Source organism: Gammaproteobacteria bacterium (genome assembly GCA_021647245.1).
Lineage (GTDB): Bacteria > Pseudomonadota > Gammaproteobacteria > RBG-16-57-12 > RBG-16-57-12 > JAFLJP01.
In genome coordinates, this window is sequence record JAKIVC010000037.1 from 1 (window position 1) to 26,679 (window position 26,679).

At 49.7% G+C, this 26,679-nt stretch carries 26 protein-coding genes, 1 other RNA gene, 1 pseudogene and 1 riboswitch; of the genes and pseudogenes, 8 read left to right on the forward strand and 20 right to left on the reverse strand.

The window, feature by feature from the left end; translation table 11 throughout:
* Positions 1–1,400: cytochrome c3 family protein (locus L3J94_10475; GenBank protein MCF6219156.1), on the forward strand; the 1,400-nt coding region annotated here is incomplete at its 5' end.
* Positions 1,401–1,937: 537 nt separating this feature from the next.
* Here the strand turns inward: L3J94_10475 and L3J94_10480 are convergent.
* The 4 genes from L3J94_10480 to L3J94_10495 all read right to left on the reverse strand — a co-directional run bounded on the left by L3J94_10480 (position 1,938) and on the right by L3J94_10495 (position 7,291).
* Complete coding sequence (locus L3J94_10480; GenBank protein ID MCF6219157.1) at positions 1,938–2,969, reverse strand: LPP20 family lipoprotein; 1,032 nt, start codon at positions 2,967–2,969, stop codon at positions 1,938–1,940.
* Positions 2,970–3,053: 84 nt separating this feature from the next.
* On the reverse strand, positions 3,054–4,838 hold the full coding sequence (locus L3J94_10485) for a hypothetical protein (protein ID MCF6219158.1): 1,785 nt from the start codon (positions 4,836–4,838) through the stop codon (positions 3,054–3,056).
* Positions 4,839–4,858: 20 nt separating this feature from the next.
* Complete coding sequence (locus tag L3J94_10490; protein MCF6219159.1) at positions 4,859–6,358, reverse strand: hypothetical protein; 1,500 nt, start codon at positions 6,356–6,358, stop codon at positions 4,859–4,861.
* A gap of 333 nt (positions 6,359–6,691) precedes the next feature.
* Entirely contained in the window at positions 6,692–7,291 is a 600-nt protein-coding gene (locus L3J94_10495) for an LPP20 family lipoprotein (protein MCF6219160.1), read from the reverse strand.
* A gap of 259 nt (positions 7,292–7,550) precedes the next feature.
* Here L3J94_10495 and smpB point away from each other — a divergent pair, with 259 nt between their 5' ends.
* Positions 7,551–8,024 carry an SsrA-binding protein SmpB gene (gene smpB / locus L3J94_10500; GenBank protein ID MCF6219161.1) on the forward strand — a complete coding sequence of 158 codons (474 nt, stop codon included), beginning with the start codon at positions 7,551–7,553 and terminating at the stop codon, positions 8,022–8,024.
* A 49-nt stretch (positions 8,025–8,073) separates the two neighbouring features.
* Positions 8,074–8,437, forward strand: a transfer-messenger RNA (tmRNA) gene (ssrA, locus tag L3J94_10505).
* A gap of 55 nt (positions 8,438–8,492) precedes the next feature.
* On the opposite strand, the gene L3J94_10510 is transcribed toward ssrA, so the two are convergent.
* The 15 genes from L3J94_10510 to L3J94_10580 all read right to left on the reverse strand — a co-directional run bounded on the left by L3J94_10510 (position 8,493) and on the right by L3J94_10580 (position 20,857).
* On the reverse strand, positions 8,493–8,822 hold the full coding sequence (locus L3J94_10510; GenBank protein MCF6219162.1) for a (2Fe-2S) ferredoxin domain-containing protein: 330 nt from the start codon (positions 8,820–8,822) through the stop codon (positions 8,493–8,495).
* Entirely contained in the window at positions 8,819–10,168 is a 1,350-nt protein-coding gene (gene cobJ, locus L3J94_10515; protein ID MCF6219163.1) for a precorrin-3B C(17)-methyltransferase, read from the reverse strand. The genes L3J94_10510 and cobJ overlap by 4 nt, the downstream gene beginning before the upstream one ends.
* Positions 10,169–10,558 carry a cobalamin biosynthesis protein gene (locus L3J94_10520; protein MCF6219164.1) on the reverse strand — a complete coding sequence of 130 codons (390 nt, stop codon included), beginning with the start codon at positions 10,556–10,558 and terminating at the stop codon, positions 10,169–10,171.
* A complete protein-coding gene (locus tag L3J94_10525) occupies positions 10,555–11,304 on the reverse strand; it encodes a cobalamin biosynthesis protein CbiG (GenBank protein ID MCF6219165.1) in 750 nt (249 codons plus the stop codon). The genes L3J94_10520 and L3J94_10525 overlap by 4 nt, the downstream gene beginning before the upstream one ends.
* Before the next feature lie 18 nt (positions 11,305–11,322).
* Positions 11,323–12,090, reverse strand: a complete 768-nt coding sequence (gene cobI, locus L3J94_10530) for a precorrin-2 C(20)-methyltransferase (GenBank protein ID MCF6219166.1) — start codon at positions 12,088–12,090, stop codon at positions 11,323–11,325.
* Positions 12,083–13,369 carry a precorrin-6y C5,15-methyltransferase (decarboxylating) subunit CbiE gene (gene cbiE, locus L3J94_10535; GenBank protein MCF6219167.1) on the reverse strand — a complete coding sequence of 429 codons (1,287 nt, stop codon included), beginning with the start codon at positions 13,367–13,369 and terminating at the stop codon, positions 12,083–12,085. Before cbiE ends, cobI begins: the two co-directional genes overlap by 8 nt.
* On the reverse strand, positions 13,362–14,465 hold the full coding sequence (locus L3J94_10540) for a cobalt-precorrin-5B (C(1))-methyltransferase (protein MCF6219168.1): 1,104 nt from the start codon (positions 14,463–14,465) through the stop codon (positions 13,362–13,364). Before L3J94_10540 ends, cbiE begins: the two co-directional genes overlap by 8 nt.
* A complete protein-coding gene (locus L3J94_10545; protein ID MCF6219169.1) occupies positions 14,465–15,136 on the reverse strand; it encodes a precorrin-8X methylmutase in 672 nt (223 codons plus the stop codon). Before L3J94_10545 ends, L3J94_10540 begins: the two co-directional genes overlap by 1 nt.
* On the reverse strand, positions 15,133–15,993 hold the full coding sequence (locus L3J94_10550; protein ID MCF6219170.1) for a sirohydrochlorin chelatase: 861 nt from the start codon (positions 15,991–15,993) through the stop codon (positions 15,133–15,135). Before L3J94_10550 ends, L3J94_10545 begins: the two co-directional genes overlap by 4 nt.
* A 24-nt stretch (positions 15,994–16,017) precedes the next feature.
* Entirely contained in the window at positions 16,018–16,800 is a 783-nt protein-coding gene (gene cobM / locus L3J94_10555; protein ID MCF6219171.1) for a precorrin-4 C(11)-methyltransferase, read from the reverse strand.
* Positions 16,801–16,803: 3 nt separating this feature from the next.
* Complete coding sequence (locus L3J94_10560) at positions 16,804–17,448, reverse strand: energy-coupling factor ABC transporter permease (protein ID MCF6219172.1); 645 nt, start codon at positions 17,446–17,448, stop codon at positions 16,804–16,806.
* Positions 17,449–17,458: 10 nt separating this feature from the next.
* Entirely contained in the window at positions 17,459–18,784 is a 1,326-nt protein-coding gene (locus L3J94_10565; protein ID MCF6219173.1) for a cobyrinate a,c-diamide synthase, read from the reverse strand.
* A complete protein-coding gene (gene cobO, locus L3J94_10570) occupies positions 18,781–19,389 on the reverse strand; it encodes a cob(I)yrinic acid a,c-diamide adenosyltransferase (protein MCF6219174.1) in 609 nt (202 codons plus the stop codon). Before cobO ends, L3J94_10565 begins: the two co-directional genes overlap by 4 nt.
* A gap of 86 nt (positions 19,390–19,475) precedes the next feature.
* A riboswitch (cobalamin riboswitch) is annotated at positions 19,476–19,714 on the reverse strand.
* A gap of 229 nt (positions 19,715–19,943) precedes the next feature.
* Complete coding sequence (locus tag L3J94_10575; GenBank protein ID MCF6219175.1) at positions 19,944–20,432, reverse strand: RES family NAD+ phosphorylase; 489 nt, start codon at positions 20,430–20,432, stop codon at positions 19,944–19,946.
* Positions 20,432–20,857: an MbcA/ParS/Xre antitoxin family protein gene (locus L3J94_10580; GenBank protein ID MCF6219176.1), complete on the reverse strand. Its 426-nt coding sequence runs from the start codon at positions 20,855–20,857 to the stop codon at positions 20,432–20,434. The genes L3J94_10575 and L3J94_10580 overlap by 1 nt, the downstream gene beginning before the upstream one ends.
* A gap of 240 nt (positions 20,858–21,097) precedes the next feature.
* On the opposite strand from L3J94_10580, the gene L3J94_10585 reads away from it, so the two are divergent.
* The 5 genes and pseudogenes from L3J94_10585 to lolD all read left to right on the forward strand — a co-directional run bounded on the left by L3J94_10585 (position 21,098) and on the right by lolD (position 25,439).
* Positions 21,098–21,382, forward strand: a complete 285-nt coding sequence (locus L3J94_10585; protein ID MCF6219177.1) for a hypothetical protein — start codon at positions 21,098–21,100, stop codon at positions 21,380–21,382.
* 110 nt (positions 21,383–21,492) lie between these two features.
* Complete coding sequence (locus L3J94_10590; GenBank protein ID MCF6219178.1) at positions 21,493–22,857, forward strand: helix-turn-helix domain-containing protein; 1,365 nt, start codon at positions 21,493–21,495, stop codon at positions 22,855–22,857.
* 131 nt (positions 22,858–22,988) lie between these two features.
* Positions 22,989–23,318, forward strand: a pseudogene (locus tag L3J94_10595) (methylated-DNA--[protein]-cysteine S-methyltransferase).
* Between the two features lie 185 nt (positions 23,319–23,503).
* Complete coding sequence (locus L3J94_10600; protein MCF6219179.1) at positions 23,504–24,751, forward strand: lipoprotein-releasing ABC transporter permease subunit; 1,248 nt, start codon at positions 23,504–23,506, stop codon at positions 24,749–24,751.
* Positions 24,744–25,439: a lipoprotein-releasing ABC transporter ATP-binding protein LolD gene (gene lolD / locus L3J94_10605; protein MCF6219180.1), complete on the forward strand. Its 696-nt coding sequence runs from the start codon at positions 24,744–24,746 to the stop codon at positions 25,437–25,439. Before L3J94_10600 ends, lolD begins: the two co-directional genes overlap by 8 nt.
* A gap of 598 nt (positions 25,440–26,037) precedes the next feature.
* Here lolD and L3J94_10610 read toward each other — a convergent pair.
* On the reverse strand, positions 26,038–26,355 hold the full coding sequence (locus L3J94_10610) for a hypothetical protein (protein ID MCF6219181.1): 318 nt from the start codon (positions 26,353–26,355) through the stop codon (positions 26,038–26,040).
* Between the last annotated feature and the right edge of the window lie 324 nt (positions 26,356–26,679).

A 26,679-nucleotide genomic window follows, 5' to 3' on the forward strand; every position in this document is an offset into this window, starting at 1 on the left:
GGGTTGAACCCAGTTATGGTGCGGCAGCTTTTGGTAGCACACCCACCAGCTACACCATCAAAAAAGGAGTACCACCGCAAAATGGCTCCAACTTGGTGACTGAAGCCTACGTGACCCGCGAATATCAGGTCTGTCTGAAGTGTCACTCAAATTATGCATTTGATGATTTCAACCCGCCCGCATTGGGCTATAGCGGTGGCACACCACCGGGCACCAACGGAGTGTTTCTGTACACCGACCAAGCGATGGAGCTTCAGGCGCCCATACACCACCAAGGTTCACCGCTTGCGACCACTGATTCCGGGGCTTTTTCGGGGCAGATCACTGGTTATCTATATTATGAGTATGAGTACAGTTGGGACTACTTTGAGTGGTACCCAAAATCCCCAGTGGCTCTTAATACCTTGCTACCTGATTGTAATGGCCAGAGTTTTCCAGCAGATGACCCCAGCTGTGTTTGTGAGGTGTGCAGCACCGGTCCAGACATCATATCGAGTTCCAGTACGGTTACCACCTGTGGCGCTGGCGATGTGAATACCTTCGCTTCTACCGGTATGCCGGGCTACAGTGATTCGCCTTGGGATGGCACACCGTGGAGCGGGACTGTGAATCCACCACCGCCCTATTATGCGCGTAAATGCACTAAAGCGGTCGACTACAACAGCAATAACCACCGCAGTTGGCATCCGGTGATGCAGCCGACTGGCCGTACCGCTGCGGTACGTGATTTAGGCGGTGATACATCAGCCTTTTTAGCCCCTTGGAGTGCGGGTGTTGGAACCCAGACGATGTACTGCTCTGATTGTCACGGATCCGATACGGTGGCGGGTACCGTAGAGCCCACTGGCGGTGAAGATGGTAACCCGTGGGGGCCGCATGGTTCCAATAATGACTTTTTGCTTAAGGGGGGTTGGGATGATCGAACGGGTACTGCTCAATCAAATGATCTCTGTTTTAAGTGCCACAATTATGATGCCTACGGAAACCCTGATCCGGTCACCTATTTACCCAGTGGTTTTAGCACCGATACGAATATAAGTTTATGTGGTAGCCCAACAGTGACAAACCTTCATACCGCACATGCAAAGGCTTATGAGATAGGCAATGGTGCTCTAGGTGTCCCCCTGCGTTGCACTGCCTGTCATGTGGCAGTCCCCCACGGCTGGAAAAACAAGGCGCTGTTGGTTAACTTGAAAGATGTCGGGCCAGAAGCAGGTTTACCCCCTGGCAGCACTATTCATAAAAATGACCTTCCTTATAATAATGCTCCTTATTACCTTAATGCAGTAAACTATATCTATAACTTCAAACCGAGTGGGCAGTGGACTGAGCAGGACTGCGGTAGCTCAGAGGGGCCAGATCGACAGGGCATGATGCAAGCTTGCGGTAATTTGCCGTGAGGGGGGCTTCTGCTGCTTAATATATTTTACGCAAATGTGTCGCTACCCCGTGATTACTTTATGGCGTCCATGCCATAAAGTGACTCGCCTACGCGACAACTGATTCCTTTTGCCCCGACCGTCCTGCGTCCATCACGGCTCCGTACAACATCGTTCCTCGTTGCACTACTCCATGACTCCCTCAATGACTCTACGCCCACTAAAGCTACAACTGCATCTTCTTCACCACTTGTTCCTCGCACTACGAATAGGCAGACGATGTAGACTAATCGCTTTCGTTCCGCTCTCCGTGACGATCAGCGAATGAGTGTTTAGCGACAGAATGGATGCCATTCTTAGGCTACCTGACTTTTGCACAGGCTCAACACAATATAAGCGATTATATGATGCGGTATTACAATGTCGATGTGCACATCAGCATAATCAAGGGTTATCCCTCGTAGCAGCGGAAGAAAAGCTTAACTTATGGTCCGGTCATAGTTGACCACTACACAAAATCCCTGCGCGATCCTTGCGAAAATAGATAAAATATCTGGCTTAAAACAGTGCGTTTACTAACGCTTCTCCCAGACTTTCTGATAGCTTTTCAATCGCTCGAGAGTGGGCAAGTTTGGGGTCTATCGAGGCTCCTTTAACTCTTTTCTGTACGGCATTAATGATTTTTCCTGCATCATCTTTTACCCAGATATTCCCTTCGGTTACCACAAAGTTCATATCGCCGCGCTTGATGGTGGTGCTACTCACGGCGTAGACAATTTCAATGTCATGCGCACCTTCTTCTGATACGGTTAACCCTCTTTTGGTCAGCTGGGCAATTAGTCCGACTTGCAGTGCTCGCTCACTTTTTTGCTCAGCTCGCAGGGCAACTTTTATCTCGGAGGTTATTTTATAAACTTTGGCGATAAGCTGGCGTATCGGTTTTGAGAGTAACGGCTCTCGTTGCGCACCCGATTGCAGTTGGTTGAGGCGTGCTTGCAAGCCTGCCCGCTGGTCGGCTAATACCAGTGCGGAGGTGGCAGTACGTAAGCGAGTGATACCCTTTGTTTGGTTTTTAGAGAGTGTTTCATCAATCTCATGTAGTTGCTGATCTAGTGAGCGAATCTCTCCCTTTAGTGACAGGATCTCTTGGTTAACATCAAATTTTACTAATACGGCAACCTGACGGTTTTTCTTGTCATGATGTGAGTCAACCTGCTCAACATTAGAGAGCTTAAATTCAGGCACGCGGCTGGAGACTGTTTGACGGAGTTGTTCTGTGAATTCGCTTTTATTATTGCGAGTAATTTCAGAAATCTCTTGCTCAACACTGCCTTGCATCTCAACTTCAATCTGCTTAATCAATTCGATTCGGGCAAAATCTTTTGCACGGCTCAGTGCCGCTGTTTCGTTGCCTCCAAACACCTCTGCTGAACCCACGCCATAGATGAAGCCGCTTTTAATCGGTGTATTTAAAATCCAATCAGGCTTGTCGCTGAAAAAATTGTTCTCTTTCTGCTTAGGTGCCGTTTGGCAGCCCACTAGAAGGGTTGTGATTAAAAGTACTAAAAGTGCCGGGTATCGTTTGTACATGCTCTTATCCTATTTCGCTGTTATTTAGCATCCGTTATACATTTGATGTATCTGGAGTTCGAAAGCCCTGATTGGTTGGGTTCTCTACTCTGTTTTTGGCTCATACTTGGTTGCAATTAACGGGGTAGTGGCCACTTGAGTTGTTGATACAGCACGGTTGTTGAGCACCATTAACTGCCCCTTTTTGATTTCAATTTCATATTCGGCCTGATGAAAAATTCCTCCACCCGTCCGAGAGGTCGTTACGGTTACTGTATGTTGACCCGCTTCAACTGGATAGCGTTGTATCATGATGGTGTGAGGCAGCGTCGACCAGCTTCGGGTGTCAGCGCCCGATACCATGCTAAAGCCGAGAATACAGACCTTTTCGGCTATCTCACTTTTAAACCCACCGCCCGCACTTTTTGCCACTTGACTGCAAAAAGATATTTTTGTCAGCTCTCGAGCCAAAGCCGCGCGCAAACCACGTCCGGCACCGAGTAGCTGTTGTTGTAGTGCAATGGTAGCGATGGACTCCGCAGCAACCATTGAGCCTTTCACTTGGCCATCAAGGGTGACTTGGCTACTATCAAAGTTCGTGGCAATAGAGCCTAAATAGGGAACCTGAACAATAGCCCCCCCCCAATCTAATCCGGACACTAAGCCGGTATCTTCTGCCAGTGACCAGAGGGAATCAATAGAGATGCGCTTTTCAGTCAGGCCACGGGCCACACCAAAAGCACCGCGCTTTTTGTAATTAGAGAGGATGTCGACTAATCCACGGTCAGAATACATCTCATTGAACCACGTCAACTGCTCTTTGAGCTCAACGGGGCCAACATCATTTGCGGCGGATAGCAGGTGTGGATTTAAAATGGCGGGCGTCAGTATCAGCTCTTTGGTATGGGTATCGAGCTGTAGACGCAGCATCATCTCTTTAGGTTTGGGGGCAAAGCCGATGTGGTTAATAACGACTAATTGGGCACTGCCTTGGTCAAACGTATCAAGTCGCTGCTTCATCTCTTTTGAAAGCTTGCTCTTTGTCAGCTCGGCAACTTCATTTCTGTAGCCACCTGCTTTTTTCATGACGCGAATCACTTCAAACCACGCCATCTCTACAATCGCTTGCCCAAGGCCATACTGTTTGGCATACCCCTTTTCATACAGGGTTGCAGCAGTTTGATAGGCAATACGGGCACTATCCAATTCGCCATTGGATTCATAGATAACTCCCTCCATATAGCGTATATAGGCATCTTCACGGTAAGCGAGTGCGTCTCGGTCAAGGGTTCTCCCGTATAAACCGCGCAGCAACAGTGTCATCTGCTTAAAAATAGACTCCTTGCCCTCTTTTGCCTCGTCATAGGTAGGCTCCTGATCTTGAATGCTATTGAGCAATCGATCAATTTTACGTGCTTCAACCCGAGCACCCTCCAGCGCATCTTCCCTGGCATTTCCGGTACGATTGTTAGCGAGGAGTAGAAAGTTCATCGCTTTGTAGTAATGGATAAATGCACGCTCAAAAAGTGCTCCACCATAGCTGAGGCTGGTAGGCCCTGCCATTATCGATTTCAGGTATTCACTGGCTCTTTTTGTTTCCGCTTCATCGGTTAACACCTCTGCTTGATTTAGCTTGTGAATGCTCTGTTGATGATCTTTACTCAAGTAGTCAACCAGCCCAACTTCCATTAGCATAAGCGCCCGGTTTTTTTTATCATCATAGATACCTGCAATGCTTTTTTGTGCCTCAGCAAAGTTGTTGGCTCGCACCGCATCGCCAAGCAGAGTGGGGGGGCTTTTTTCCGGAATAATCACACAGCCTGAAGCTGCAATAGCCACGAGTAACAACACGGCTACAATTTTTACGCTATGAAATTGGATCCTTATCACGATAATGTATCTCCTTGACTTCAAATACGGTTAATTGAGATAACTTTGATGGCACTATCTTTAAACTGGGGCATGATCATGCCAACATTGGCATTAATGTAGGTCGGGTCAGTAATGAGGTACTTTTTACCCTCTCTTGTAACGCTGGTGCCGGAAACATTGCTATTAAAATGCACTGCTGTAGCGACATGCCCCGGGAAGGTCACGGCAACCACCTCGAGTCCCAACAGTGTTTGGACCAAATAGGCAAACAGCACCGAGCGATCCTCACAGTCAGAGTAATCATATAGAAACAACTCTTCTGGAAAGAAGTATTTCTCTCGACCAAACTGCTCATCGTCAGTCTTATAATCGAAGGCCGTCTGTACAAAGCGCAATAGGATATTTACGGCCTCTTGTTCGCTCTGCCCTTCTACCAACTGGCCAAGTGGCAGAAGAAGTGACTGTTTGAGGCTACCGGAAAGAGTGGATTTAAAATAGACGCTAAGTTGAGTGGCCGGGTAATCTTTAAAATAACCGGCTGCATTTTTATCGTAGCGGATACTGAACTCATGTTGTTTGTTGGCATAACTGAATTTCAACACCTTCTCGACTTCATCGACTTTAAGTGAAGGGGTGCTGGATATATAGAGGTTCATTTTTCGGGTGGCATCGGGATAGCTCCCTTCATATGAAAAAACAGAACCCAAGTCTTGGCCTTTTTGGCTGGTGATAACGTAGTAACGCACCTGGTCATAAGTAAAATAGGGCATACCGAAAAGTTTTGTTTGCGACGGCAGCATAAGGTGAATACGGTTTTTTGTATAACCAATGCGGGCGGCATAACCTGATTTAACCAATAAAAACCAACTAAAGAGGCGCGCTTCATTTGATTGTGGACGGTAGAGGGTGTTGGCCAGTGCCTTAACCAGCTGGATAGTCCCCCAGTCATTAAATTCGATGGTGTTGCGGTAATTGTTAATTTGCTCAATTAAAGGGGGGTAGGGCGAGGAACTGATTTGATCCCAAAAAATGGCAATGCTTTTATTATCAATGCTTCTCCCTAAAGAGATTTTGACTCTTTTTTCTAGGTAAAGGGGTAGTGTACTACCTAAAAATTCGACATCAATTCGCTCACCCACCGTGGTTTTTTCAGTTCTCGGGGGCTTCGTTTTTTTTATGGGTGGGTTAACAATCGGTATTAACCGTTCTTTAACTGAAATAAGATTTTCAGGGGGGGTATTTGGTAGCGGTTGAGTGATAACAGGCTCGGGTGCTTTAGGTAGCGTGATTGGCTTAGGTACCTCATCTCGCTTCGCGCCATGATTAAGCTGAAACGCCTTCCAGTCAGCTTCTAAAAAAGAGGAAAATTCACGGTCATGTTTCTCTTGGTACGACGAAAAACCATCCGATTGCTGCTTCATCCACAGGTCGAACTCACTCTCTGCAGTTGCTTGAAAAGAGAGCATAAGAGCGGTGATCAGTACGAGTACATCAACCCTCTTATATTGCCTGGTCAGCGATTCTGTGGCATTTCGCATCACGGCATAGCTCGCAGGTAATGGTTATTCTCTTGATAAGCGCTATAACGCCGAGGCGGAGTGCCACAGAAACGCCCGAAGGGTTGATGTACTAGGGTTAACCCGCCTCCTTTATTAATATCCATCTACGCTTCCTTGTTTTGTCTGCAACGACTTGATCTCTTCATCTTTTGCCCCAGCTCTTTGTTATTTGCGTGCTGAAGCTGAGTCGTTGCATTTTATCCTCTTACAGTTAGAGCTGCTGTATACATGAAACTCTACATACAAAAAACCGTCACTAATAACTTTTATATCAGTAACGGTTTTTTATAAACGTTTCCTCAAATACTAAATTTAAAGATCCTGATTAGCAATCTTGTCAAATTCAGCATCTAGCTCGTCATGGGCTTTACCCGCGAGAAACTTTTGCCATTGTGCTTTTTTGTTTTTGTAACTTGTTTTCAACGCTTCTGTCGCTTGGGCAGCCGCTTGATCCGGATCTAAACCCACCAGAACATAGAGTGCACCTGACTCAGGGTTAGCACGTGTTTTGTAAACTTTTGAGCCGTATAAAGTAGCGGCGGTGACCTGTTTGCTAACATCAGAGCTCACCGTATCAACCGTCTCATCATCACCCACACCGGTCACTTCTGAGTAGTTTTTCACCAGCTGTTTTACATGAACTTTCATCTGCGCGGCTAACATATTTCTGGCCGCAGCGGTGGCTTGGGTCTTTTGGAACTGAGCGCCCGCATTTGTTTTTCGGAACATACCCACCGCACTCACCGCAATGCCTTCAACGGGTGCATCACATATCCATGCAGGGGCCGCTACCGTAGGTGAATCAGGAAATACGCAGTCAGGTACATCCATAACAATCTTCTCTTGGCCACTACAGCCGACCAGCAGAACCACCAAAGCTAATCCTGCCACTGGTTTAATCGAAATTCTCATACTCCCTCCATGTCTATTTATTTTTAATAATACAAGTGCTAAAAATCAATGATACCCTATATTAATTCGAACCACCAGCGCCTGGGCGGTAAGTTTCAACACACTGATTTTAAAGCAAAAAAACCAAATAAACCTCTTTAAAAATGAAGTATTTCAATGCCTCGTAACGAGATGGCAAGCTTAATTTTTAGGATAGAAAATCGAGGTAGTGTGTAGCAACAGTAGGCCACTCGCCATAGATTGGTTATAATGCGTCGCTATGGCTAAGAAAAAACCCAAAACACCCAGCAACAACATTGCCTTTAACAAAAGAGCACGCTTTGACTACCAGATCGATGAGAAATTCGAAGCAGGTATGGTGCTGCAAGGGTGGGAAGTTAAAAGCCTGCGAGCCAGTAAATGTCAGATGGTAGACAGCTATGTCTTCATAAAAAATGGCGAAGCATGGATATCAAACCTGCTAATTACCCCGTTAATTACCGCCTCAACCCACGTACAGGCAAACGCCACAAGGGTGCGCAAACTACTGTTGCACCGCAGTCAGATAGATAAACTGATGGGGGCTGTCGATCGTAAAGGCTACACCATCGTGCCGCTCTCCATGTACTGGTCACACGGCCGTGTAAAAATAGAGATCAGCCTGGCTAAAGGCAAAGGTGAGCACGACAAACGCGCCACTGCAAAAGATCGCGACTGGAAACGTGATAAACAGCGCCTGATGAGAGGTCGTTAAAAAAATGACGGGAACTTTTAACTCCTGTAGAATGTCTCACTTACACTTTGGGGCTGTCCCGGCTTCGACGCGGATTGCAAAACCTGAGGGGCATGTCGAGGGGTAGACTACCTCGTAAATCTAATCTACAAACTTTATAGTTGCCAACGACGACAACTACGCACTAGCAGCTTAAACACCTGTTGTAGTGCCCTCGGCCTGTGTCTGTGCCTATGCACGCAGCAACCGGGGTCGACTCTCATAGGATCGCGACCGAGGCTCGTCTGGGGCTAAAGCGCTAAAAAGTACCAGAATCGTCATCGGTTTTCCCTGTCTATTGGGTAGCTGCTGACTAAAACTAAAAATAGACTAAACATGTAGAACCGAAGGCGGAGGATTTGCGGACGCGGGTTCGACTCCCGCCAGCTCCACCAATTACACATTAAAAGCCATCTTAGGATGGCTTTTTTTGTGCCTTAAAACAATTATTTATCCCCGATGATAAATCAGCTGCTCTACCGGCTCTCCATTCACCAGGTGCTGGTCAATGATACGATCCAGGTTATCTTCGGTAACGTTGTAATACCAAATGCCATCGGGCTGGATACAGAGCACCGGCCCCCCTTTGCAGGTGGCGAAGCAGTGGCTGCGAGTGCGTTTAACACGCAGTGCCCCTTTGTCGATGCCGGCGGCTTTGAATTTTTTACCGAGGCTTTCAAACAGGCGTTGTGACTCACCCTCTTTGGCGCAACGTGGGCCGACACAGACCAACATGTGGCGTTTGTAGGCGCTCAGCTTCGGTTTTTTGACTTCACTCATTGGGTAGCTCCCATTGCATCTATTTGTTGCTGCCAAAGCTGCTGATAGTGTGCTTGTGCTTTGTCATCAAATTCACCCTCTGTTTTTCTCAATGAGAGGTTGAATAGTGAATCACCTGCTGTATCGACAAAGTGAATGCTGCGCAGGCGGTCACCCTGTTGCACCAACCAGGCGGCGGCGACCTTGTGCCAGTGGATATGCAGGTGGAAGTGCTCATTTTCGATATTCAACCACTCACCCCGGCTTTTAAAATCGGCCTCGTTTAGCATCAGTTCGGATACCGCACCGGCCTCGCTGCGCACTACTGCACGTAGACGACCGAGGGCAGCGCTCTCTTTCTGTACCAGTGTTAATCGATCAGTTGAAACATATATTGCACTGAATTCACCCGCAGTATCATCACCGCTGGCGGCGGCGATGGCAGTGATCACTTGCGCTAGGGGCATCCTAAAGTAGAGGCTGATCTCACGCAGTGATTTTTGCGGATTCTCCCGCATATATCGACGAGCACACGCTTGCCAGCCGTCCAGTCCCATGGTCAGAGAGCGCCCCCGCCGCTCTTCACTGTTTACTTCACCACTCAACGGGTTATATTTATTGGCGTAACCTCGGGGGGTAATCATCAAGCCTTGCTCGATAAAGGTGCTGCTATTGCCCACCAATACGGTGGTGAGCATGCCGATATTGCAGTTGGCCATCTCATCCAGCCGGACGATCTGAATATGTTGTTTTTCACGATAGGCTGATTTTACAATTGCCACTGGGGTGTCGGCCTTTCGGTGTTGTAACAGGATGCGCTGCGCTTCAATAATCTGACCGGTACGGCGACCACTTTTGGGGTTGTAGAGCGCCACCACAAAATCACTTTTGGCCACTGCCTCCAGTCGTCCGGCGATCACCGGCCAAGGGGTCAGTAGGTCGGAGAGGGAGATAGAGCAAAAATCATGGGTCAGCGGTGCGCCCACTAACGAAGCACAGGCCGAGAGGGCGGTGCTGCCAGGTACAACTTCAACCTCAATGTCGTCGTCGGGGCTCCAGCCGGACTGAAGTAACACTTCATAGGTGGGGCCTGCCATGCCGTAAACACCAATATCACCAGATGAAATCAGGGCAACGATTTTCCCTTTTTTGGCTTGTTCATAAGCCTCGATACTGCGGTCAAGCTCTTCGGTCATCCCTTTGCGTACCACCTCTTTACCTTCAAGCTGATCGGCGACCAGATTGATGTAAGTGGAGTAACCAATCACCACATCAGCCTCGCCAATTGCTTCAACGGCGCGGAGTGTCATGTGCTGCTTGGCACCAGGACCGAAACCAATTAGCAGAATTTTACCTTTACTCATCATTTAGCCTCTTACGATGGATACCGTGGCATTTTTGCCATCGCTACCCCGATATTTATATTTTTCAACCAGCAGGTTGTGCATTTTGGTTTTGGCTGCCAATAGGGCGGCGGCCTCTGCCACGGCGGGTGTCCCCATATATTTAAGTACCACGGCGGATGGGTTGGGAACCTCAACCTGTGATAGCTGTTCAGCACTAAAAAAATGCAGCGGCCAGCTCTGTTGTTGTGACAGCGCCAGCAAAGAGCTCTCATCATTTTTTTTATCAATACTGGCCAGTGCAACAACATCATCACGCTTTTGGTTGATCTGGCCCAGGGCTAGATCGATGGCGGTGGTTAAGGTTGTCAACGATGCATTACGGTCACAGCCAATGCCCAGTATCAATCTCATGGCTGTTGCCCCTGTGGTGGACGGTAGACCACCAGACGCTCATCCAGCTGTTGCCAGATTTTTTCATCAATCTCACGCTGGGTAATCCAGAGCAGGGCTGCATATTTTTCCAGCTCGACATCTTCAAAGCAGTCAAACAGGTGTATGTTATTCGGCATGGGCGTGTGCCGCCTCCACCACGCTTTTGAGCCACACTCCTGGATCAGGGCAATCGGCTCTTCATTGACCACATGGGCGGAGACACGGGTGATGTTGAGTTTAGGTGCCTCCACCGCCCAGCCCAGCTCTCGGCCCAGAATATCCACCGGAATGGTTTTGCCAACATCGGATGCGGTGGTGACGACGGCTGTTGCGCCCAATAGTTCTGCCAGCTGTTCTGCGTAGGCGTTGGCCCCACCAATGTGACCGGATAGAACCGGGATAACAAACTGTGCCGCATCATCTACAACCAGTATGCCGGGATCTTCATCTTTGGATTTCAGGTGCGGTGCAATCAGTCGGACAACAGCGCCCAGTGAGACAAAAAATACGATCTGATCATAGTCGCTGAAAAAACCGCCAATCTGCGCCTTGAGCGCCCCTTGATAAGCACTCACCCGATTGGGTACCTCTGCCATCAGTGCTGCAAATTTTTGTGATACCACAACATCTGCTGCGGGCAGTTTGCCTGCCATAGTGGCCACTTGATTCGCGCCGTGTTTAGTGATGGCGATTAGTGCTACACGCGGCGTATTACGGTTATTCATCTGTGTTCTGCCTGCTTGTTATGGGGTTGTTTGGGGTTTTTTACGGCAACCACGCATTATCTTACCCCGTTGACGGTGGGGGTTCTTAACCAGTAGCAGCGAGAGGTAATTAACCTTTTCACCTTGTAGTGAAGCGACATCATGGATGACCCGCTCATCCGGCGAACCTGCTTTTTCGATAAAGCGACTCTGCTCCAGCAGTCCACGCCCGGCCAACAGGGTGATAATGTCATCCAGCAGTGGTTTAACTTTGAGTAGAATCAAGGTGTCAAAGTGGTCCAGGTGGTGTGATATGGTCTCAATACCGTATCCGGCGGGGATAATGGCCACGGTGTCATCCACATCGGCCAGTGGCATCTGCAGCCGTGCGGCGGCGGCATTAAATGAGGAGACACCCGCGATAGTCTCTATGGTCACTTTTTCATCCAGCGCCCGCACCGTGCGGGCTAGATGGCCAAAGGTTGAGTAGGTAGAGGCATCTCCCTCCACCAAAAATAGAACATCGTGCCCTATCCGCAAATTTTCCAGCACCGCTTCAGCTGCTTTGAGCCAGTATTTGGCCAGTTTTTCAGTATCATGGGTCATGGGAAAGACCAATGGCATCAGCTTTGAAGGGCGCTTAACACCGGCACGCAGGGCAATATCCAGTGCATAGCTGTCACTGTTGGGGTTGCGTATTGGGTAGGCCCAGACTCTGTCACTTTGCAGCAGTGCCCATGCGCGGCGTGTGATCAACTCGGGGCAGCCTGGCCCGAGTGATACACCATACAATATACCTTTACTCACATGGCTCACCTTGTTGTGCTGATACAATCCAGACGGGGTTTTCTGCCTGCATACGATGCATATGCAAAATGGGCTGACTGCGGCTGGCCTGCAACTGTGTGACATCCCAACGGGCATTCAATGCGCTGAGCGTCTCTGTTGCCAGCGCCAGGTTTTCCAGGGTGACAAAGTTCATTACCAGCCACCCTGCGGGCTTCATTCTGGATAGAGAGTACTCAATCAGTGCTGCCAGTTCACCGCCGCTGCCACCCATAAAGACAGCGTGGGGGTCGGGCCATTCGGCGAGCAACTCAGGCGCTTTGCCGTGCTGCACTCGATAGTTGGTTGCTGCCATGGTTTGTTGGTTTTGACTGGCGATGGCGACATCTGCACGGTTTTTTTCTATCGCGTAGACAAAGCCCTTTTGACACAAGCGGGACGCTTCCAAGCCAACCGAGCCAGAGCCTGCACCGATATCCCAGAGAATGCTTTCCGCCCGCAACTGTAACCGAGCCAGTGAGACCGCCCGCACTTCACGTTTGGTGATCAACCCTTTATTGGGTTTTCGCTGAGAGAAGCACTCATCCGCTAGACCAAACAGAGGCATCGAGGTGCTATTTTTGCGCTGTAGAATAGCCACGTTGGGGTTGGCAAAATCTTTCGTAGCTGCCTTTTCAAGTGAGAGGTTGACGACGATATTTTCATCACGAGTCAGCAGTGCTTCCGCCACGGAGAGGGTGAATTCATCAGCCAGCCCCGCACTGACCAGCATACGTGCGATTCGTGCCGGGCTATTATCAGGGCTCGTAAAGATGGCAATCAGATCATGGCCACGCACTGTTTGTAACACCGGGTATAGTCCGTGTTGCGGGCCAGCCTCGGTAGACCACTCACCTGCATCTTTGCTATGTACGGAGCAGATTGCAGCATCCTGCCACGCCAGGCCCAGCCGGGAAAAGGCCAGTTGCAGGGTTGAAACATTGGGTAACACTTCGCAGCGGGCCGCCCCCAGTTTATTAAGTAGATAACGGCCAATGCCGTGACACATGGGGTCACCCGTTGCCAGTACAACAACTTTCAGCCCGTCGGCTAATGCGGTCTCTATCCAGAGTGGTACTTTGGATAGGCCGGTGGCGATATTATGCTGTTGTACGGTTGCGGAAAAACAGCTTTTAAACAGTGACAGTGTGCGTGATGCACCGATAACCACATCCGCTTGCTGAATCTGCTCAAGCGCCTGTGGGGTGAGACCGGCGGTGCCGTTATCCAGCACACCGATAATATAGGCAGGGTTAACCATCTTGCGCTATCTCCGCCAGTTTATTGCCATCAAAATCACAGACCAGCACCCTTAAATCAAATGCACTGTGCTCATAGCGGGCCATAATGGTGCTGATCACCTTGCGTCCCAGTGCCTGATAAAATTCGCTTCCCAGCCCCAGCGCCTCAATTCGCTCACCGGCATAACGGGCCGTTTGAGCAGACCGAATATCACTGCAGATCTCTTCGGGCACACCAATTTCAGCCGCCAGCTCAGCCAGTAGCGCGGTATTGACCGCATTGCGGTTGGCATGGGTGATCGTTTCACCTTGCGCCATTTTGGTGAGCTTGCCGACCATGCCACCAATGATTACATGCTGGATACCCTCCTTATCAGCGGTATCCAAAGCATATTTTAGAAAGTCCCCCATCTGCACAAAACAGGCCTGTGCCAGTTGTGGTAACTCGGCGATTACAAATTTTTCGGTACGGCCACCGGTCGTTAATACCACCGTGTCCTGTCCCTGTTTGGATGCCACCTGAATGCCCTGAATAACGCTGTCGCGAAACGCTGCGGTGGAGTAGGGGTGGACAATGCCGGTGGTACCGAGGATCGAGATGCCATTTAGAATGCCGAGCCGTGCATTCAGAGTGCGTTTGGCCATCTCTGCGCCACCGGGCACTGAGATGGTCACCTCCAGCCCCTGCTTTTCCAGTAGTGGCGCGGCCACCATCCGTACATTTTCTTCAATGTTTTTTCTCGGTACCGGGTTGATCGCCGGGCCGTTGACCTCTAGGCCAAGCCCTTGCATAGTCACTACGCCAACTCCGCTGCCGCCTTTAATCACAACTTCACCTGGTGAGTCAGACAGCAAGCGCACATCGGCAGTCAAGGGGGCTTTATGGGTCACATCCGGATCATCCCCCGCATCTTTGATTACCACCGCGTGGGCAACGCCATTTTCACAAAAGCCATCGGTTACCGAAAAAAAGACCCGCTGGCCATTGGGCAGCTGTGACTCAATCTGTTCGGGAACAACTCCTTTCAGCAGCCCCAGCGTGGCCGCACGCGCCGCTGCTGCGGAGCAAGCACCGGTGGTAAACCCCTTGCGGGTGCCTTTTTTCTTTTTCTCCATTACTCGGTGCGTTTCTGTTTTGCTTCAGCGAGAGCCAGCAGCGCGTGCAGCGCAGAGACCACCAGTGTCGATCCCCCTTTACGCCCCTGGGTGATAATCCACGGTACCTCGGTTAATGCACTCAGCGCCTCCTTGGATTCAGCGGCGGAGACAAACCCAACCGGCATGCCAACAATCAGCGCAGGGCGTGCCTCTCCCTGTTTGATGAGTTTCAGCACTTCGAGTAGCGCGGTGGGCGCATTGCCGACGGCGACAATAGCGCCATCCAGTAGTCCTTGCTGTTGCGCTTTACGCATCGCTTGTACTGCACGGGTAGTGTTATCCGCTTTCGCCTGGGCAATGACATCCGGATCGGAGATGAAGTGGTGAGTGGTTACGCCAAAGTGTGACAAACGTGGCTTTGAGAGGCCAACACAGATCATCTCGACATCGGCAACGATGGCCGCTCCTTGCGTAATGGCGTTAATTCCCGCCTCGACAGCGGCGTTATGAAAAAGGCTCAGGCCATTAAATTCAAAATCGGCGGTAGCGTGAATCATGCGGCGTACAATCTGCCACTCGGCATCGCGATAGGCGGGGTGATCACCGGCTTCTCGGTCGACAATAGCAAACGAATCGTGCTCGATTTTCTGCCCCGCCTGGGTCAACTGTTCGGTAATAACGTTGCTCATGCGTTCACCTCATCGTGGGTATGTTCGTGATGATGGTGGTGGTGTTCGGTTTCCGCCTCCTGACGATAGAGGCAACCGTCACACTCCATCATTTGCTTTAAGCTACCCTCTCCACTGGCTTCTGCAACCCGCTCATTTAAGAGTGTGTGTATCTCTTCTTCAAAGCCAAAATAATCGCCGTGGCTAAGGGTAATCTCTGGATATTGAGCTTGCAGGCGTTCTACTTGGGATTTGATACGCTCAATCAGAGTGCCGGTAAAGAGGTAGTAGGGGAGAATGGCCACCTGCTTCATTCCCAGCTGCACCTGTCGCTGTACGGCACTCTCTAGACGTGGGTAGGTAATGCCGGTAAAGGCGATATCAACCAGTTCATGGTCGCTCTCTTCAAACAACCAGCGCGCCATTTTTGCTACCTCACCGTTGGCTACCCGGTCAGATGAGCCGCGTCCCAATAGAATCACACCGCTATTTTTGGGGTCGGGCATATCCATGCTGGCCATTACTTTGCGCAAGTTACGCTTTAAAATATCAAGCACTGGCTCTGTTGCCCCCAAGTGGCGGGCATAGATAAACTCAACATCGGGGTGGCGCTTGCGGCCATCGGCAATAAAGTGGGGAATCTCCATTTTTACATGGCCAGCGGCATTTAGAATCAACGGCACCACAATGACGCGATCAGCACCACTGGCCGCATTGTCTAAACCTTGATCAATGAGCACCTCTGCAAACTCGATAAAGCAGGTTTCGATATGCCATTGCGGGTTTTTGCTGCGCCAGGTGGAGGCGAATGCTTCAATTTCGCGGTTGCCATTTTTGTTACGGGAGCCATGGCCCACCAATAAGATCGTTGTTTTCATGATGAATAACTCTTGGGGTAGCGCTTATGAGTGGGTTGCCGCTTTACGGAAGCGGTGGCTGAAGTTTTTATCATAGAGCTTGGATTTTTTGATATCAGGCCAATCACGTGAGCCGAGAGTAGGGCTAACGATAATCATCGCCTGACTATTGATCTTCTCAGCCCGGCACTTGTCACGAATATCAGCCAGGGTGCCACGGATAATCCGCTCCTCACCGGGCCAACTGGCCTTATGCACCACCAATACCGGAGCCTCTTCGGACCAACCAGCGGCCAGTAGATCCGTCTGCACCTTTTTCAACAAGGTAATAGAGAGAAAAATGCACAAGGTGCAGTGGTGCTGAGCCAGCTCGGGCAGTGATTCACCTTCCGGCATCGGGGTGCGGCCTTCAACTCGGGTCAGGATCACTGTTTGAGTCACCTCTGGCAGCGTCAGGCTCTCAACACCGGCGGCAGCCGAGGCCATTGCAGATGAGACACCTGGCACTACACCTACCTCGATATTCTGCTCATCCAGCGGCTGCACCATTTCAATCAGCGCACCGTAGAGACCGGGATCGCCAGTCTGCAAGCGAATCACTACTGCGTCATTTTGTGCTTGCTCAATCAGCCAGCTGACAATCTGCTCTAGATCCATCCCCTTGGAGTCCATCACGGTGCAACCGGGCTTAGCCCAGCGCATCGCCGCTTCGGAAACCAGTGAGCCAGCAAACAGAATGGCATCCGCCTTTTCGATCAAGTTGCGACCCTTAACCGTAATCAACTCCGGATCACCGGGGCCAGCCCCTATAAACCATACCTTCGACATGATTTAAGAAACAATCTTAAGCGATTGAATAGTAAATAAATTTGCCATAAGAGGGCGCTCTTCATGGCGTTTCATTAAACGTATGGTGGCGTAAGTCAGCAGTGGCTCAATCATTACAATCACCAGGTATGAGCTGGCAAATGTGGCCCAGGCGGCAAACGGTGTTGCGCTGCCGCTCAGTAGCAACCAGAAACCCACCATGCTGGTGACACCGGCGTAAAATACCGCATCCAATTTCAAGATGGCGCTACGGCTGATACGGCCGGAGGCTATTTTTTGGCCAATGGTGTAGTGCAGTGCGATTAACGGCAGGATTAATGTGAGTGAGTTGGCCGCCAGATTCATCATGTCCGCTGGGTCAAACAGCAGACCTTGCAGCAGCAGGCCAAGGGCAAAACCGAATAGGGTTGGGATAAAACCCAGCAAAAGATAGAGTGGCATGGCTGCTAGGAAATGGAGTTCAGAGGGGCCGACACTGACTGAGTAGAGCTGCATAAACAGCGTTAAAAACAGCGCAGCAGCCAGGGTGCGCAGAATCAGCGTGGGCTGTAGTAGCAGTGTCTTGGCGTAGTAGGCCATGACACCGATGGCGGTGGCACTGGCGGCGGTAAGTTTGACGGAATTGATAAGGCCCGGTTCGATATGCATGGTTAGCTCCTTAAAGGTTGTTTTTAAATTGAGTGTCCAAGGCCGACGGCGCTAGCAGAGCTGCGCACGCCGCCGGGTTGGATGGAAAATAGAGATGAATATAGCTGGCCAGTAGGCGCTTCTGACGATAAATCGCCTCACCCTTCTGGCCATTACGTTGTTTGATAGCATAGCTCATAGCATCAAGTGAGGTTTCAAAATGTGAGTAGTGGAAGGTGTGGCCTCGCAGCTCGCCCTCAGGTAGTGGCACGCTCTGCATGCCTAGTCCCCCCAAACGCTGCTGCATTACCGCTGATCCGGGCAGTAACCCGACCATCATATGGCGCTGTTGCGGGTGCGTGACGAGTGCCTCACTTAAATAGAGCATACCACCGCACTCGGCTAAAATCGCTTTGCCACTTTGGTGGTGGAGACGAATGGCCTGTTTAATTTTTTTCTTGCTGCTCAACTGTTCAGCATGTAGCTCCGGGTATCCACCTGGAAACCAGAGGGAGTCGACCTCGGGCAGGGAGTTATCATGCAGGGGAGAGAAGTAGTGTAACTCGGCTCCCATGCTCTCAAGGCAGTCGATATTGGCATTATAGATAAAGCTAAAAGCCTCATCTTTGGCAATGCCGATGCGCACCCCCTTGAGCAGAGGAGGGAGGGGTTCGTTCGAAGAGGCTTCGAAGTGGATTTCGGCAGAGAGTTGCTCCAAGTCCGGGATATGCAGCGCTGCTGCTGCCAGATTTAAGCGCTGATCCAGATCAGTCACTTCACTGGCTTGCAGCAAGCCAAGGTGGCGGCTGGGTAAATTGATCTGCTCATCCTTGCCCATGTAGGCAAATGGCCCCAGCGCAGGCGGCAGACTCTCCGCTAGCATCTCGGCGTGGTTGCTGCTGGCCACCCGGTTTGCCAGCACCCCGGAAAACCTCAAACTGGGGCGATAGGTGGTCAGACCATGAGCCACCGCGCCAAAGGTCTGGGCCATACCTTTACTGTCGATCACCGCCAATATCGGAATACCCAATAACTCCGCTAGATCCGCACTGGAAGGTGTGCCATCAAACAGCCCCATCACCCCTTCTATTAGTATGAGGTCAGCGACTTTAGCCGCCTCAAACAGCTGTTGGCGACACGCCATCTCACCGACCATCCACAGGTCGAGTTGATAGACCGGCCGCCCTGAAGCTTGTTGCAAAATCATTGGGTCGATAAAGTCAGGCCCACACTTGAATATATGTACTCGCTTACCCTGCTGGCAATAGTGGCGGGCAATAGCAGCGGTAACGGTTGTCTTACCCTGGCCCGATGCGGGAGCTGTGATCAATAAGGCTCGGCAGTTGTGGCTACTCATAGCTCCACCCCTTTTTGTGCACGGATGCCCGCCTTGTAGGCGTGTTTGATCTCGCGCATTTCAGTCACCGTATCCGCTATCTCAATCAGCTCATCCTTGGCGCTGCGACCGGTTATAACCACATGTTGCATTGCGGGCTTGTTGCGTAAAGCCGTTAACACGCGGTCCAGTGGGATGTAGTTCATTTTGAGAGCGATATTTAACTCATCCAGTAACACCAGGTCGATAGCCGGGTTGGTGAGTAATTGCGCTGCTTTCTCCCAGGCGGTCATGGCGGTGGCAATATCACGCTCTCTGTTTTGAGTGTCCCAGGTAAAGCCCTCCCCCATAACATAGTATTCAACTTCATCGGGGAAGCGGCGAAAAAAGTTCTCCTCACCGGTTTGAAAGCTGCCTTTTATAAACTGAACCACTGCGACCTTCATCTCATGACCCAGTGCACGGGCCACCACACCAAAACCGGCGCTGGACTTGCCTTTGCCATTACCGGTATTGATAAGAATCAGCCCCTTATCTTTGTCGGCACGCGCAATACCCGCATCTATCAGCGCTTTTTTTCGCTGCATACGCTGGGTGTGTCGTTGATTACGTTGCTGGTCGCTCATTTTATCTCTAACTATAAAATATATGAACGGAAGGTGAGCAGGAGAACAGATGGAGCGCTGTTCGCCCACATCGCCCTCCGCAATGTAGTCAAAATAGAGTATCAGGCCGGTCTCCGGGCTTGCGAGTGAGCAGCTATAACAGCTTGGCTCTATCAGACCACCTTCCCATGCAGATGAAGCACAGTGGTATTTCTGGTCTGATCTAACTCGCTTACCGTTGCGGGGGCAGCATTGGATTTGCTCTGAATCAGATCAGAGCGCACCGATTTTCCGTTTCATCCTACAAGCGATTGCTCGACAGGACACCTGATATTAGGTGGTGAGACTCTATTCTCAGTTAGTAACAGAGTCAAGCACTGCGAGATTAAATGACACCTAAAATAGCTCATCAACACACATTTTAGCCCCCAAATTCAATATCGATAGGTGGAGTAGCTCCAGACGGTGAAATTTTTGGGTCATATCGAATGCCGGTTCACCATGCCTGATAAGCGTAATTTCCATCTTGAGAATCTACAGCGGGTTGTAGGGCATGTCAAAGCCTGAAGTGGCTCTCAAGTGGGCGGTACTATCCCGGTAAATGTACGTTTATTGAATAACTCTTTTGTGGATTTAATGAGTTGTATTGTTGAGCTGTCGCAATGTTGCGGGTTGATCAATATGATGTTCTCCAGCCCCTCGGGGACGGCTGAACTGGGCACTAGCAAGCCCATCTCGTTGCCGCTAGAGAGCCAGTTGCCACCAATGGCTTGTGTTGAAGGCGGGTGGGGAAAGGTTGCCCAATCGGTAGGCAGCTCCTCTTCTGGTAGCGTGAGAAAAATTGAGCTATCGGATATATCGTAGATCCCTAAGTGGTAGCTTGCGGGTATCGTGCGGGGTGAGGGCAGGTAGTTTGCCATTTCCAACAGTGCAGTTGCGGCTGATAACGCAAAATAGAGAGCCGGTTGCCCCGGCCTGTTCCACCTTGCGCCATCGCGATAACTTGCCCCTAACCCTTGATAATTATCGAGGTAGAGCGTGGGAGCAATGCGGTAAATTTTCATTAAACAAATTCACCGTACTCTATTTTTCGTAATACTTGGGATACCCAGCGCCGCCCTTCAAAAGTATCGAAAAGCGCCTCGGGCTTTTCTCCAGATAGCGCGGGCAGGGGTGATTTTATCCATTCGATTGCCTTTTCTAAGTCACCAAACACCTCCTCGGCCTGGCCATATAGACGAATGGTATCCAGCATCTCTTCGCTATTTTCACGGCTCATTTTTTTAACGCGATAAAAACGACTGAGATTGCTCGAAGTGGTGCCGAGAATGCGTACAAATAATTCACGGGCATCAAATGCCTGAACAGCTCGTTTGACTACCTCGCCCGGAACGCCTTCCCTGACCAGCTGGATAAATTGAATCTGATTCGCTAGCGAGTCGCCGGGTATGCCGAGTGATATAAGAAATCCGCTTTTAACCGTAGCCATTGCACACGCCTTTTTAGTCAATATGATGTCAGTATAGCATCAATACGACGACTGGCAACTATCACCTGATAACCTAATCTTCATAACATGAATACGAAAAGTGGGCAGCGAGCTTCGTCGTGCTGCTCACTTGGATATGAGGCCTGCGCCGTGGTTGCAATTAAACTGGTGGGCAGAATGCGGCGAGTGGTTTATATTGGGAAAATAGAGTAACGCCAACCAACCAACAGGATAAAAAACATGGCAGAAACAGTAGAAGAGTTAACAGTTGAGTATAAAGACGGTGATTTGGTCACGGTTAAAGAATTGGATAAACAAGTGCTTACAAAAGGTGCCTGGGCGACAATCATCTATCGCTATCAGGATTGGGATGGCCGTAAAGAGGAGTACAGCAAAGATCGCTACACTATTCGTCGTTATCAGAAGCGTAATGGTGAGTATAACCAAAAATCCAAATTCAATATCTCAAGCAGCGATCAAGCAAAATCGATTATCGAAGCTTTGCAGAAGTGGATTGAGAAATAGCGAATTCACAATATACGCTATCAACGGTGAGGGTTGAGTGCCGATTCTGGCCAGTGTTTCTGAGTACGGTGAGATAGGGTGGCTTCAACTAAAACAGCGTAGATGTGTCGATGTTGAATCCTGAAGTGTGTCAAAAGGCTCGGCTCTCCCGGGATCCTCGTTTTGATGGTAAGTTTTTTATCGCGGTCAAGACCACCGGCATCTATTGTCGTCCTATCTGTCCTGCAACTACGCCAAAAGAGGAAAATATCCTCTACTTTCCCACCGCGATAGAGGCCGCTGTTGCCGGTTTCCGCCCCTGTTTGCGCTGCCGACCCGACAGCGCCCCAGGCTCACCCGCCTGGAAAGGGGTCAACACGACACTGGATAGAGCTATTCGCCTGATTGGCGAAGGTGCTTTGCAAGATAACTCACTACCGATGCTAGCTGAACAGCTGGGGATCAGTGACCGCTATCTGCGACAACTGTTTAAAAAGCACCTCGGTATTTCACCAAAAGCCTACGCACTTTATCAACAGTGTCTCTTTGCTAAACAGCTGCTGCACCAAACAAAACTTCCGATTACCCAGGTTGCCTTGAGTAGCCACTTTAATAGTGTGCGTCGATTTAATGACTGCTTTCAATCACAATTAGGTTTAACGCCATCACAAATACGCAAGTCAGCCAGCACCGAGTCCGGCTTTTTAAAATTACAGCTTGATTATCGCCCTCCCTATGATTGGTGCGCCATGCGTGATTTTTTTATGGTGCGATCTATTTCCGACCTTGAGTGGTGTGACGAGCACAGCTACGGGCGAACCTTTGAGTGGCGGGGATGTAGTGGCTGTTTTACGGCGCGACATGTTGCCGATAAAAATAGTTTTGAGATCACGATTGAACTCGACGATGTGACACACTTGAAAGCGATTATTAACAATATTCGGCGCATATTGGATCTGGATGTGGATATTGATGCGGTGGAGCGAGATATAGAGCGATGCTTTTCTGATGCGCTCCCAATCAAAACAGGGCTGCGTTTGCCCGGTATGTGGAGTCTGTTTGAGGCTGGAATCAGGGCGATTCTGGGCCAGCAAATTTCGGTTGTGGCCGCCCGAAAACTGGTGACAACACTGGTGGCCGAGTTGGGTTTAAAGCAAGGTGCCCATCGCCTGTTTCCATCACCTCACTCTATTGCAAAAAGTGAGCTTGGTTTTCTGAAAATACCCGCATCGCGTAAACAAACATTGCATCATCTGGCACAACACTACCTGAGCCACCCTTCACCTGATGATCCTTTGCAATGGTTAGCTTTGAAGGGGGTGGGGGCGTGGACGGTGGATTATGCAAAATTACGCGGATTGAGTGATCCAGACATCTATCTTGCGGGGGATCTTGGGGTTAAAAAAGCAGCGTTAAAAGCCGGCCTTTCGCTTGATCCGCAGCAAGCCGCGCCCTGGAGAAGTTATTTAACACTGCAACTGTGGAGTCAGCTTTGATCTATACCGACTATTTAAATACCCCCATAGGGACTATGAAAATTCAGGCCTCTTTACAGGGGGTTATTCGGGTGGATTTTTCTGCGCCTGAAGGTGATTCTGTTCAGGCTAGTGAGTTAACGGATCGATGCAAACAGCAGTTAAAAGAGTATTTCGATGGTCAGCGGCGACTTTTTGATCTGCCACTTGACCAACCAGGCAGTCCATTTCAACGGACGGTTTGGCGCTGTTTGAAAAAGATACCGTATGGAGAGGTTGTTTCGTATGCGGATGTTGCTGTAATGGCTAATAGTCCCAAAGCGGTGCGTGCAGTGGGTGCCGCCAATGGAAAAAATCCAATTGGCATTATTGTGCCCTGCCATCGTGTTATTGGTAGCAACGGGACCTTAACCGGATATGCGGGAGGGCTGGAGCGTAAAGCCTGGTTGTTGAGGCATGAAGGCGCCGCATTTAGCCAGTAAAAAAACTCGAAATAATGATTTGGTTTGCGCCCGTCATTTGTTATTTTTACTTTAAAATCAATGCGTAAAATGGATCGTCTGTTTTTTATCTAGGGGCAGGGGCGTAGATCGGGTTGCTGTTATCCACATGCCACCGTTACAATGTGCTCGGTGGCTGTTTTGCCCCCTAATAAAGATCAGGACTTATGTTTAAATCCCTACCGCTGTTTATTGGCCTGCGCTATACCCGCGCTAAGCGCCGCAATCACTTTATCTCTTTTATCTCCCTTATCTCAATGCTGAGCATTGCGCTTGGTGTGACGGCACTGATTACAGTGCTGTCGGTGATGAATGGTTTTGAGAAGGAGCTGCGTGAGCGGATTTTGGGGATGGCCTCCCATGCGACGATCACCGGCCACAATAACTCACTGGATAATTGGCAGAGCCTGGCAGAACTTGCTCATCAACACCCCGAGGTGGTGGGCGCGGCACCTTATATAGAAGGTGAGGGGATGTTGAGTAACGGTGAGCAGGTGAGTGGTGTCGCGCTGCGTGGCATTGATGTGGCCCATGAAAGTGAGGTCTCTGAGGTGGCTGAAAAAATGATTGCAGGCGACTTGGCATATTTGCAGCCGGGTGAGTATGGCATTGTTTTGGGTGTCGACTTGGCACGCAGCCTGGGGGTGTTACTGGGGGAAAAAGTGAGCCTGATTGTCTCAAAAGCAAATATCTCTCCGATCGGAATTATGCCGAGGATGAAACGCTTTACGGTGGTGGGCATTTTCGAGGTGGGTATGTACGAGTATGATAGCGGCCTCGCCATACTGCAGATAGAGGATGCCGCCAAACTCTACAAAATGGAAGGTGAGGTGACTGGGCTACGCTTGAAGTTAAACGATATGTTTATGGCACCGCAAGTGGCTCAGGAGTTGGTTGAAGGTCAGTTTGGTCGTTACTACATGAGCGACTGGACGCGTAAACATGCTAACTTTTTTCGTGCGATTCAGATTGAAAAAACCATGATGTTTTTGATTTTGTCGCTGATTATCGCAGTGGCGGCTTTTAATATTGTTTCGACACTGGTGATGGTGGTTACTGATAAAGCGGCGGATATTGCAATTCTTAGAACATTGGGCGCAACGCCCACCACGGTACTACTGATTTTTATGGTGCAGGGGTGTGTGATCGGCTTTGTGGGTACCACGCTGGGTCTTCTTGGCGGAGTCTCACTGGCGCTGAATGTGGACACCCTGGTGCCGGCGCTGGAGTCGCTACTGAATACCAAGTTTCTGGATGCCAGTGTCTATTACATTACCGAATTGCCATCTGATTTGCATTGGGATGATGTGATTAAAATCACCTCAATCTCATTTTCTCTCAGTTTATTAGCGACACTTTATCCCGCCTGGAATGCGGCAAAAATGCAACCTGCGGAGGTACTGCGTCATGAGTAATCGAGTAGTTGAGTGCCGACATATTTCAAAGCAGTTTGATGATGTAGGGGAGAGCGTCAAGGTGCTGCAAGATGTCTCTATCGAGATAGAGGCGGGTGAGCAGGTGGCCATTTTGGGCAGCTCAGGCTCGGGTAAATCAACCTTGTTGCATCTACTGGGGGGGCTGGAATTACCCAACCATGGTGAGGTGATAATCGCGGGACAAAATATCGCCAAGCTCAGTGAAGCAGCCCGTGGTCACCTGCGGAATAAAAATCTAGGTTTTATCTACCAGTTTCACCACTTGATGTCGGAGTTCACCGCATTGGAAAATGTGGCGATGCCGCTGCGTATACGAGGTATTTCGCCTGCCCAGGCGAACGAACAGGCACGGGAAATATTGGCTCGTGTCGGCCTAGAGCCACGGGTAAACCACAAGCCGGGAGAACTCTCTGGTGGTGAGCGACAGAGGACAGCAATTGCCCGCGCCATGGTGAGTCGTCCGCTCTGTATTCTGGCCGATGAACCCACTGGAAATCTCGACCCCCGCACAGCGGATGGTGTGTATGAATTGATGCTGGAGCTTAATCGGGAGCAGCAGACCAGCTTCGTTGTGGTTACCCATAACCATGACCTGGCGGCACGAATGGATCGCACCCTCTACCTTGAGGCGGGGGAGCTAAAGCCTTTTGAACCGGATAATGCGTAATATGAAACATGAGGTAATCGTCAGGTACTGACGACTGCCTGATTTTCAACCCCCACAGCCGCTGTTTCTGCGGGTAACTGCTTTAAAAAATCAGCAAACAACTTCCTCTGTACGACCCGCCGCTACTCAAATCATTAGAATAACCTCCTAACTCAAACGACGTGCACTCCTGCGCTGGTCGCCATGGAGTTAGCTCTATTTTGTTGCTTATCTTGTACACCTTTGGCACTCGATACCACCCAGATTACCCCTCCATTACTCCAGCAGGCCAATACTTGGTAGCGAATACTAACTTACTCCATAATAACCATCGCATATATGATTTAGAATTTAACATAATATACATTATACGAACTAAGATATAACCAGCGATGTCGCAAGGAGAAAAATCACGGCCACATATGTAGGCGCTCTTTTGCTCAGCCGATATAACTTTGGTGTGCTTTAAAGCTCAAGAAAATGGCGTAGGCCGCAAACAACCTGCGATCTACAAGTATCTTTTGGGAGGAAAGGCCTTAAAAGCGATGGTGTGATGAAAGCTTGCGAAGAAAACTATGAAAGTGCGTGGAGGGTCTGCGCAGGTAGTCAATGACTATCTTTACTGCCCTTTCATCTTTTGACGAAGTGAAATTTCGCGTGAAAACTCTTTTTCATCAATGGGATTAAAACTCATTTCTAACGGCTTATGTAGCAGTGGAAGATCCATAGGCTTGGTTTGCTTCCATGAAATAATAGAGAGAATACGTGGCAGCTCTTGGCTACCAATAACATCGGTTTTCTCTAGCGTAATACGCTCAACACCTTTTTTCTGCTCGGCCAGTGAGACACCCGCACAGCACATGAACAATAAGAGCAGAGATATTTGTAGGGTTTTTTTCATCGCCATGACTTCATTGTAACCGTATGATTTTTTCATTATCCGCTTAACAGCGAAGATAGCAACCCCGTCACCCTGATGATGTCGACTCCATACGGCAATGGGCTGCTACAAACTTATTATTTGCTTTATATCAGCCAGTTACACGGGGGTTTTAATGTTAAATAAACAATTAAGAGCACCTTGTTTTTTATTAACCTAAAACAGTATGTTTACTTATTAACCTGTTGTTTTATTAAATCGGGTAGCCAAGGGTCTCTAACCCTCAGCCCCCACAACACCCTGCATGCGGCTCCGCACAGGGCGTTTCACTTAGCATAGTGAAGCTTGATCCATCCATCACGTAGTGCCACTAGCCCCTGA

Bases quoted from the DNA above. Each gene is read 5' to 3' on its own strand.
- L3J94_10480 (MCF6219157.1), bottom strand. From the start codon at position 2,969: ATGTACAAACGATACCCGGCACTTTTAGTACTTTTAATCACAACCCTT.
- L3J94_10490 (MCF6219159.1), bottom strand. From the start codon at position 6,358: ATGCGAAATGCCACAGAATCGCTGACCAGGCAATATAAGAGGGTTGAT.
- L3J94_10495 (MCF6219160.1), bottom strand. From the start codon at position 7,291: ATGAGAATTTCGATTAAACCAGTGGCAGGATTAGCTTTGGTGGTTCTG.
- smpB (MCF6219161.1), top strand. From the start codon at position 7,551: ATGGCTAAGAAAAAACCCAAAACACCCAGCAACAACATTGCCTTTAAC.
- L3J94_10510 (MCF6219162.1), bottom strand. From the start codon at position 8,822: ATGAGTGAAGTCAAAAAACCGAAGCTGAGCGCCTACAAACGCCACATG.
- cobJ (MCF6219163.1), bottom strand. From the start codon at position 10,168: ATGATGAGTAAAGGTAAAATTCTGCTAATTGGTTTCGGTCCTGGTGCC.
- L3J94_10520 (MCF6219164.1), bottom strand. From the start codon at position 10,558: ATGAGATTGATACTGGGCATTGGCTGTGACCGTAATGCATCGTTGACA.
- L3J94_10525 (MCF6219165.1), bottom strand. From the start codon at position 11,304: ATGAATAACCGTAATACGCCGCGTGTAGCACTAATCGCCATCACTAAA.
- cbiE (MCF6219167.1), bottom strand. From the start codon at position 13,369: ATGGTTAACCCTGCCTATATTATCGGTGTGCTGGATAACGGCACCGCC.
- L3J94_10540 (MCF6219168.1), bottom strand. From the start codon at position 14,465: ATGGAGAAAAAGAAAAAAGGCACCCGCAAGGGGTTTACCACCGGTGCT.
- L3J94_10545 (MCF6219169.1), bottom strand. From the start codon at position 15,136: ATGAGCAACGTTATTACCGAACAGTTGACCCAGGCGGGGCAGAAAATC.
- L3J94_10550 (MCF6219170.1), bottom strand. From the start codon at position 15,993: ATGAAAACAACGATCTTATTGGTGGGCCATGGCTCCCGTAACAAAAAT.
- cobM (MCF6219171.1), bottom strand. From the start codon at position 16,800: ATGTCGAAGGTATGGTTTATAGGGGCTGGCCCCGGTGATCCGGAGTTG.
- L3J94_10560 (MCF6219172.1), bottom strand. From the start codon at position 17,448: ATGCATATCGAACCGGGCCTTATCAATTCCGTCAAACTTACCGCCGCC.
- L3J94_10565 (MCF6219173.1), bottom strand. From the start codon at position 18,784: ATGAGTAGCCACAACTGCCGAGCCTTATTGATCACAGCTCCCGCATCG.
- cobO (MCF6219174.1), bottom strand. From the start codon at position 19,389: ATGAGCGACCAGCAACGTAATCAACGACACACCCAGCGTATGCAGCGA.
- L3J94_10575 (MCF6219175.1), bottom strand. From the start codon at position 20,432: ATGAAAATTTACCGCATTGCTCCCACGCTCTACCTCGATAATTATCAA.
- L3J94_10580 (MCF6219176.1), bottom strand. From the start codon at position 20,857: ATGGCTACGGTTAAAAGCGGATTTCTTATATCACTCGGCATACCCGGC.
- L3J94_10585 (MCF6219177.1), top strand. From the start codon at position 21,098: ATGGCAGAAACAGTAGAAGAGTTAACAGTTGAGTATAAAGACGGTGAT.
- L3J94_10590 (MCF6219178.1), top strand. From the start codon at position 21,493: ATGTTGAATCCTGAAGTGTGTCAAAAGGCTCGGCTCTCCCGGGATCCT.
- L3J94_10600 (MCF6219179.1), top strand. From the start codon at position 23,504: ATGTTTAAATCCCTACCGCTGTTTATTGGCCTGCGCTATACCCGCGCT.
- lolD (MCF6219180.1), top strand. From the start codon at position 24,744: ATGAGTAATCGAGTAGTTGAGTGCCGACATATTTCAAAGCAGTTTGAT.
- L3J94_10610 (MCF6219181.1), bottom strand. From the start codon at position 26,355: ATGAAAAAATCATACGGTTACAATGAAGTCATGGCGATGAAAAAAACC.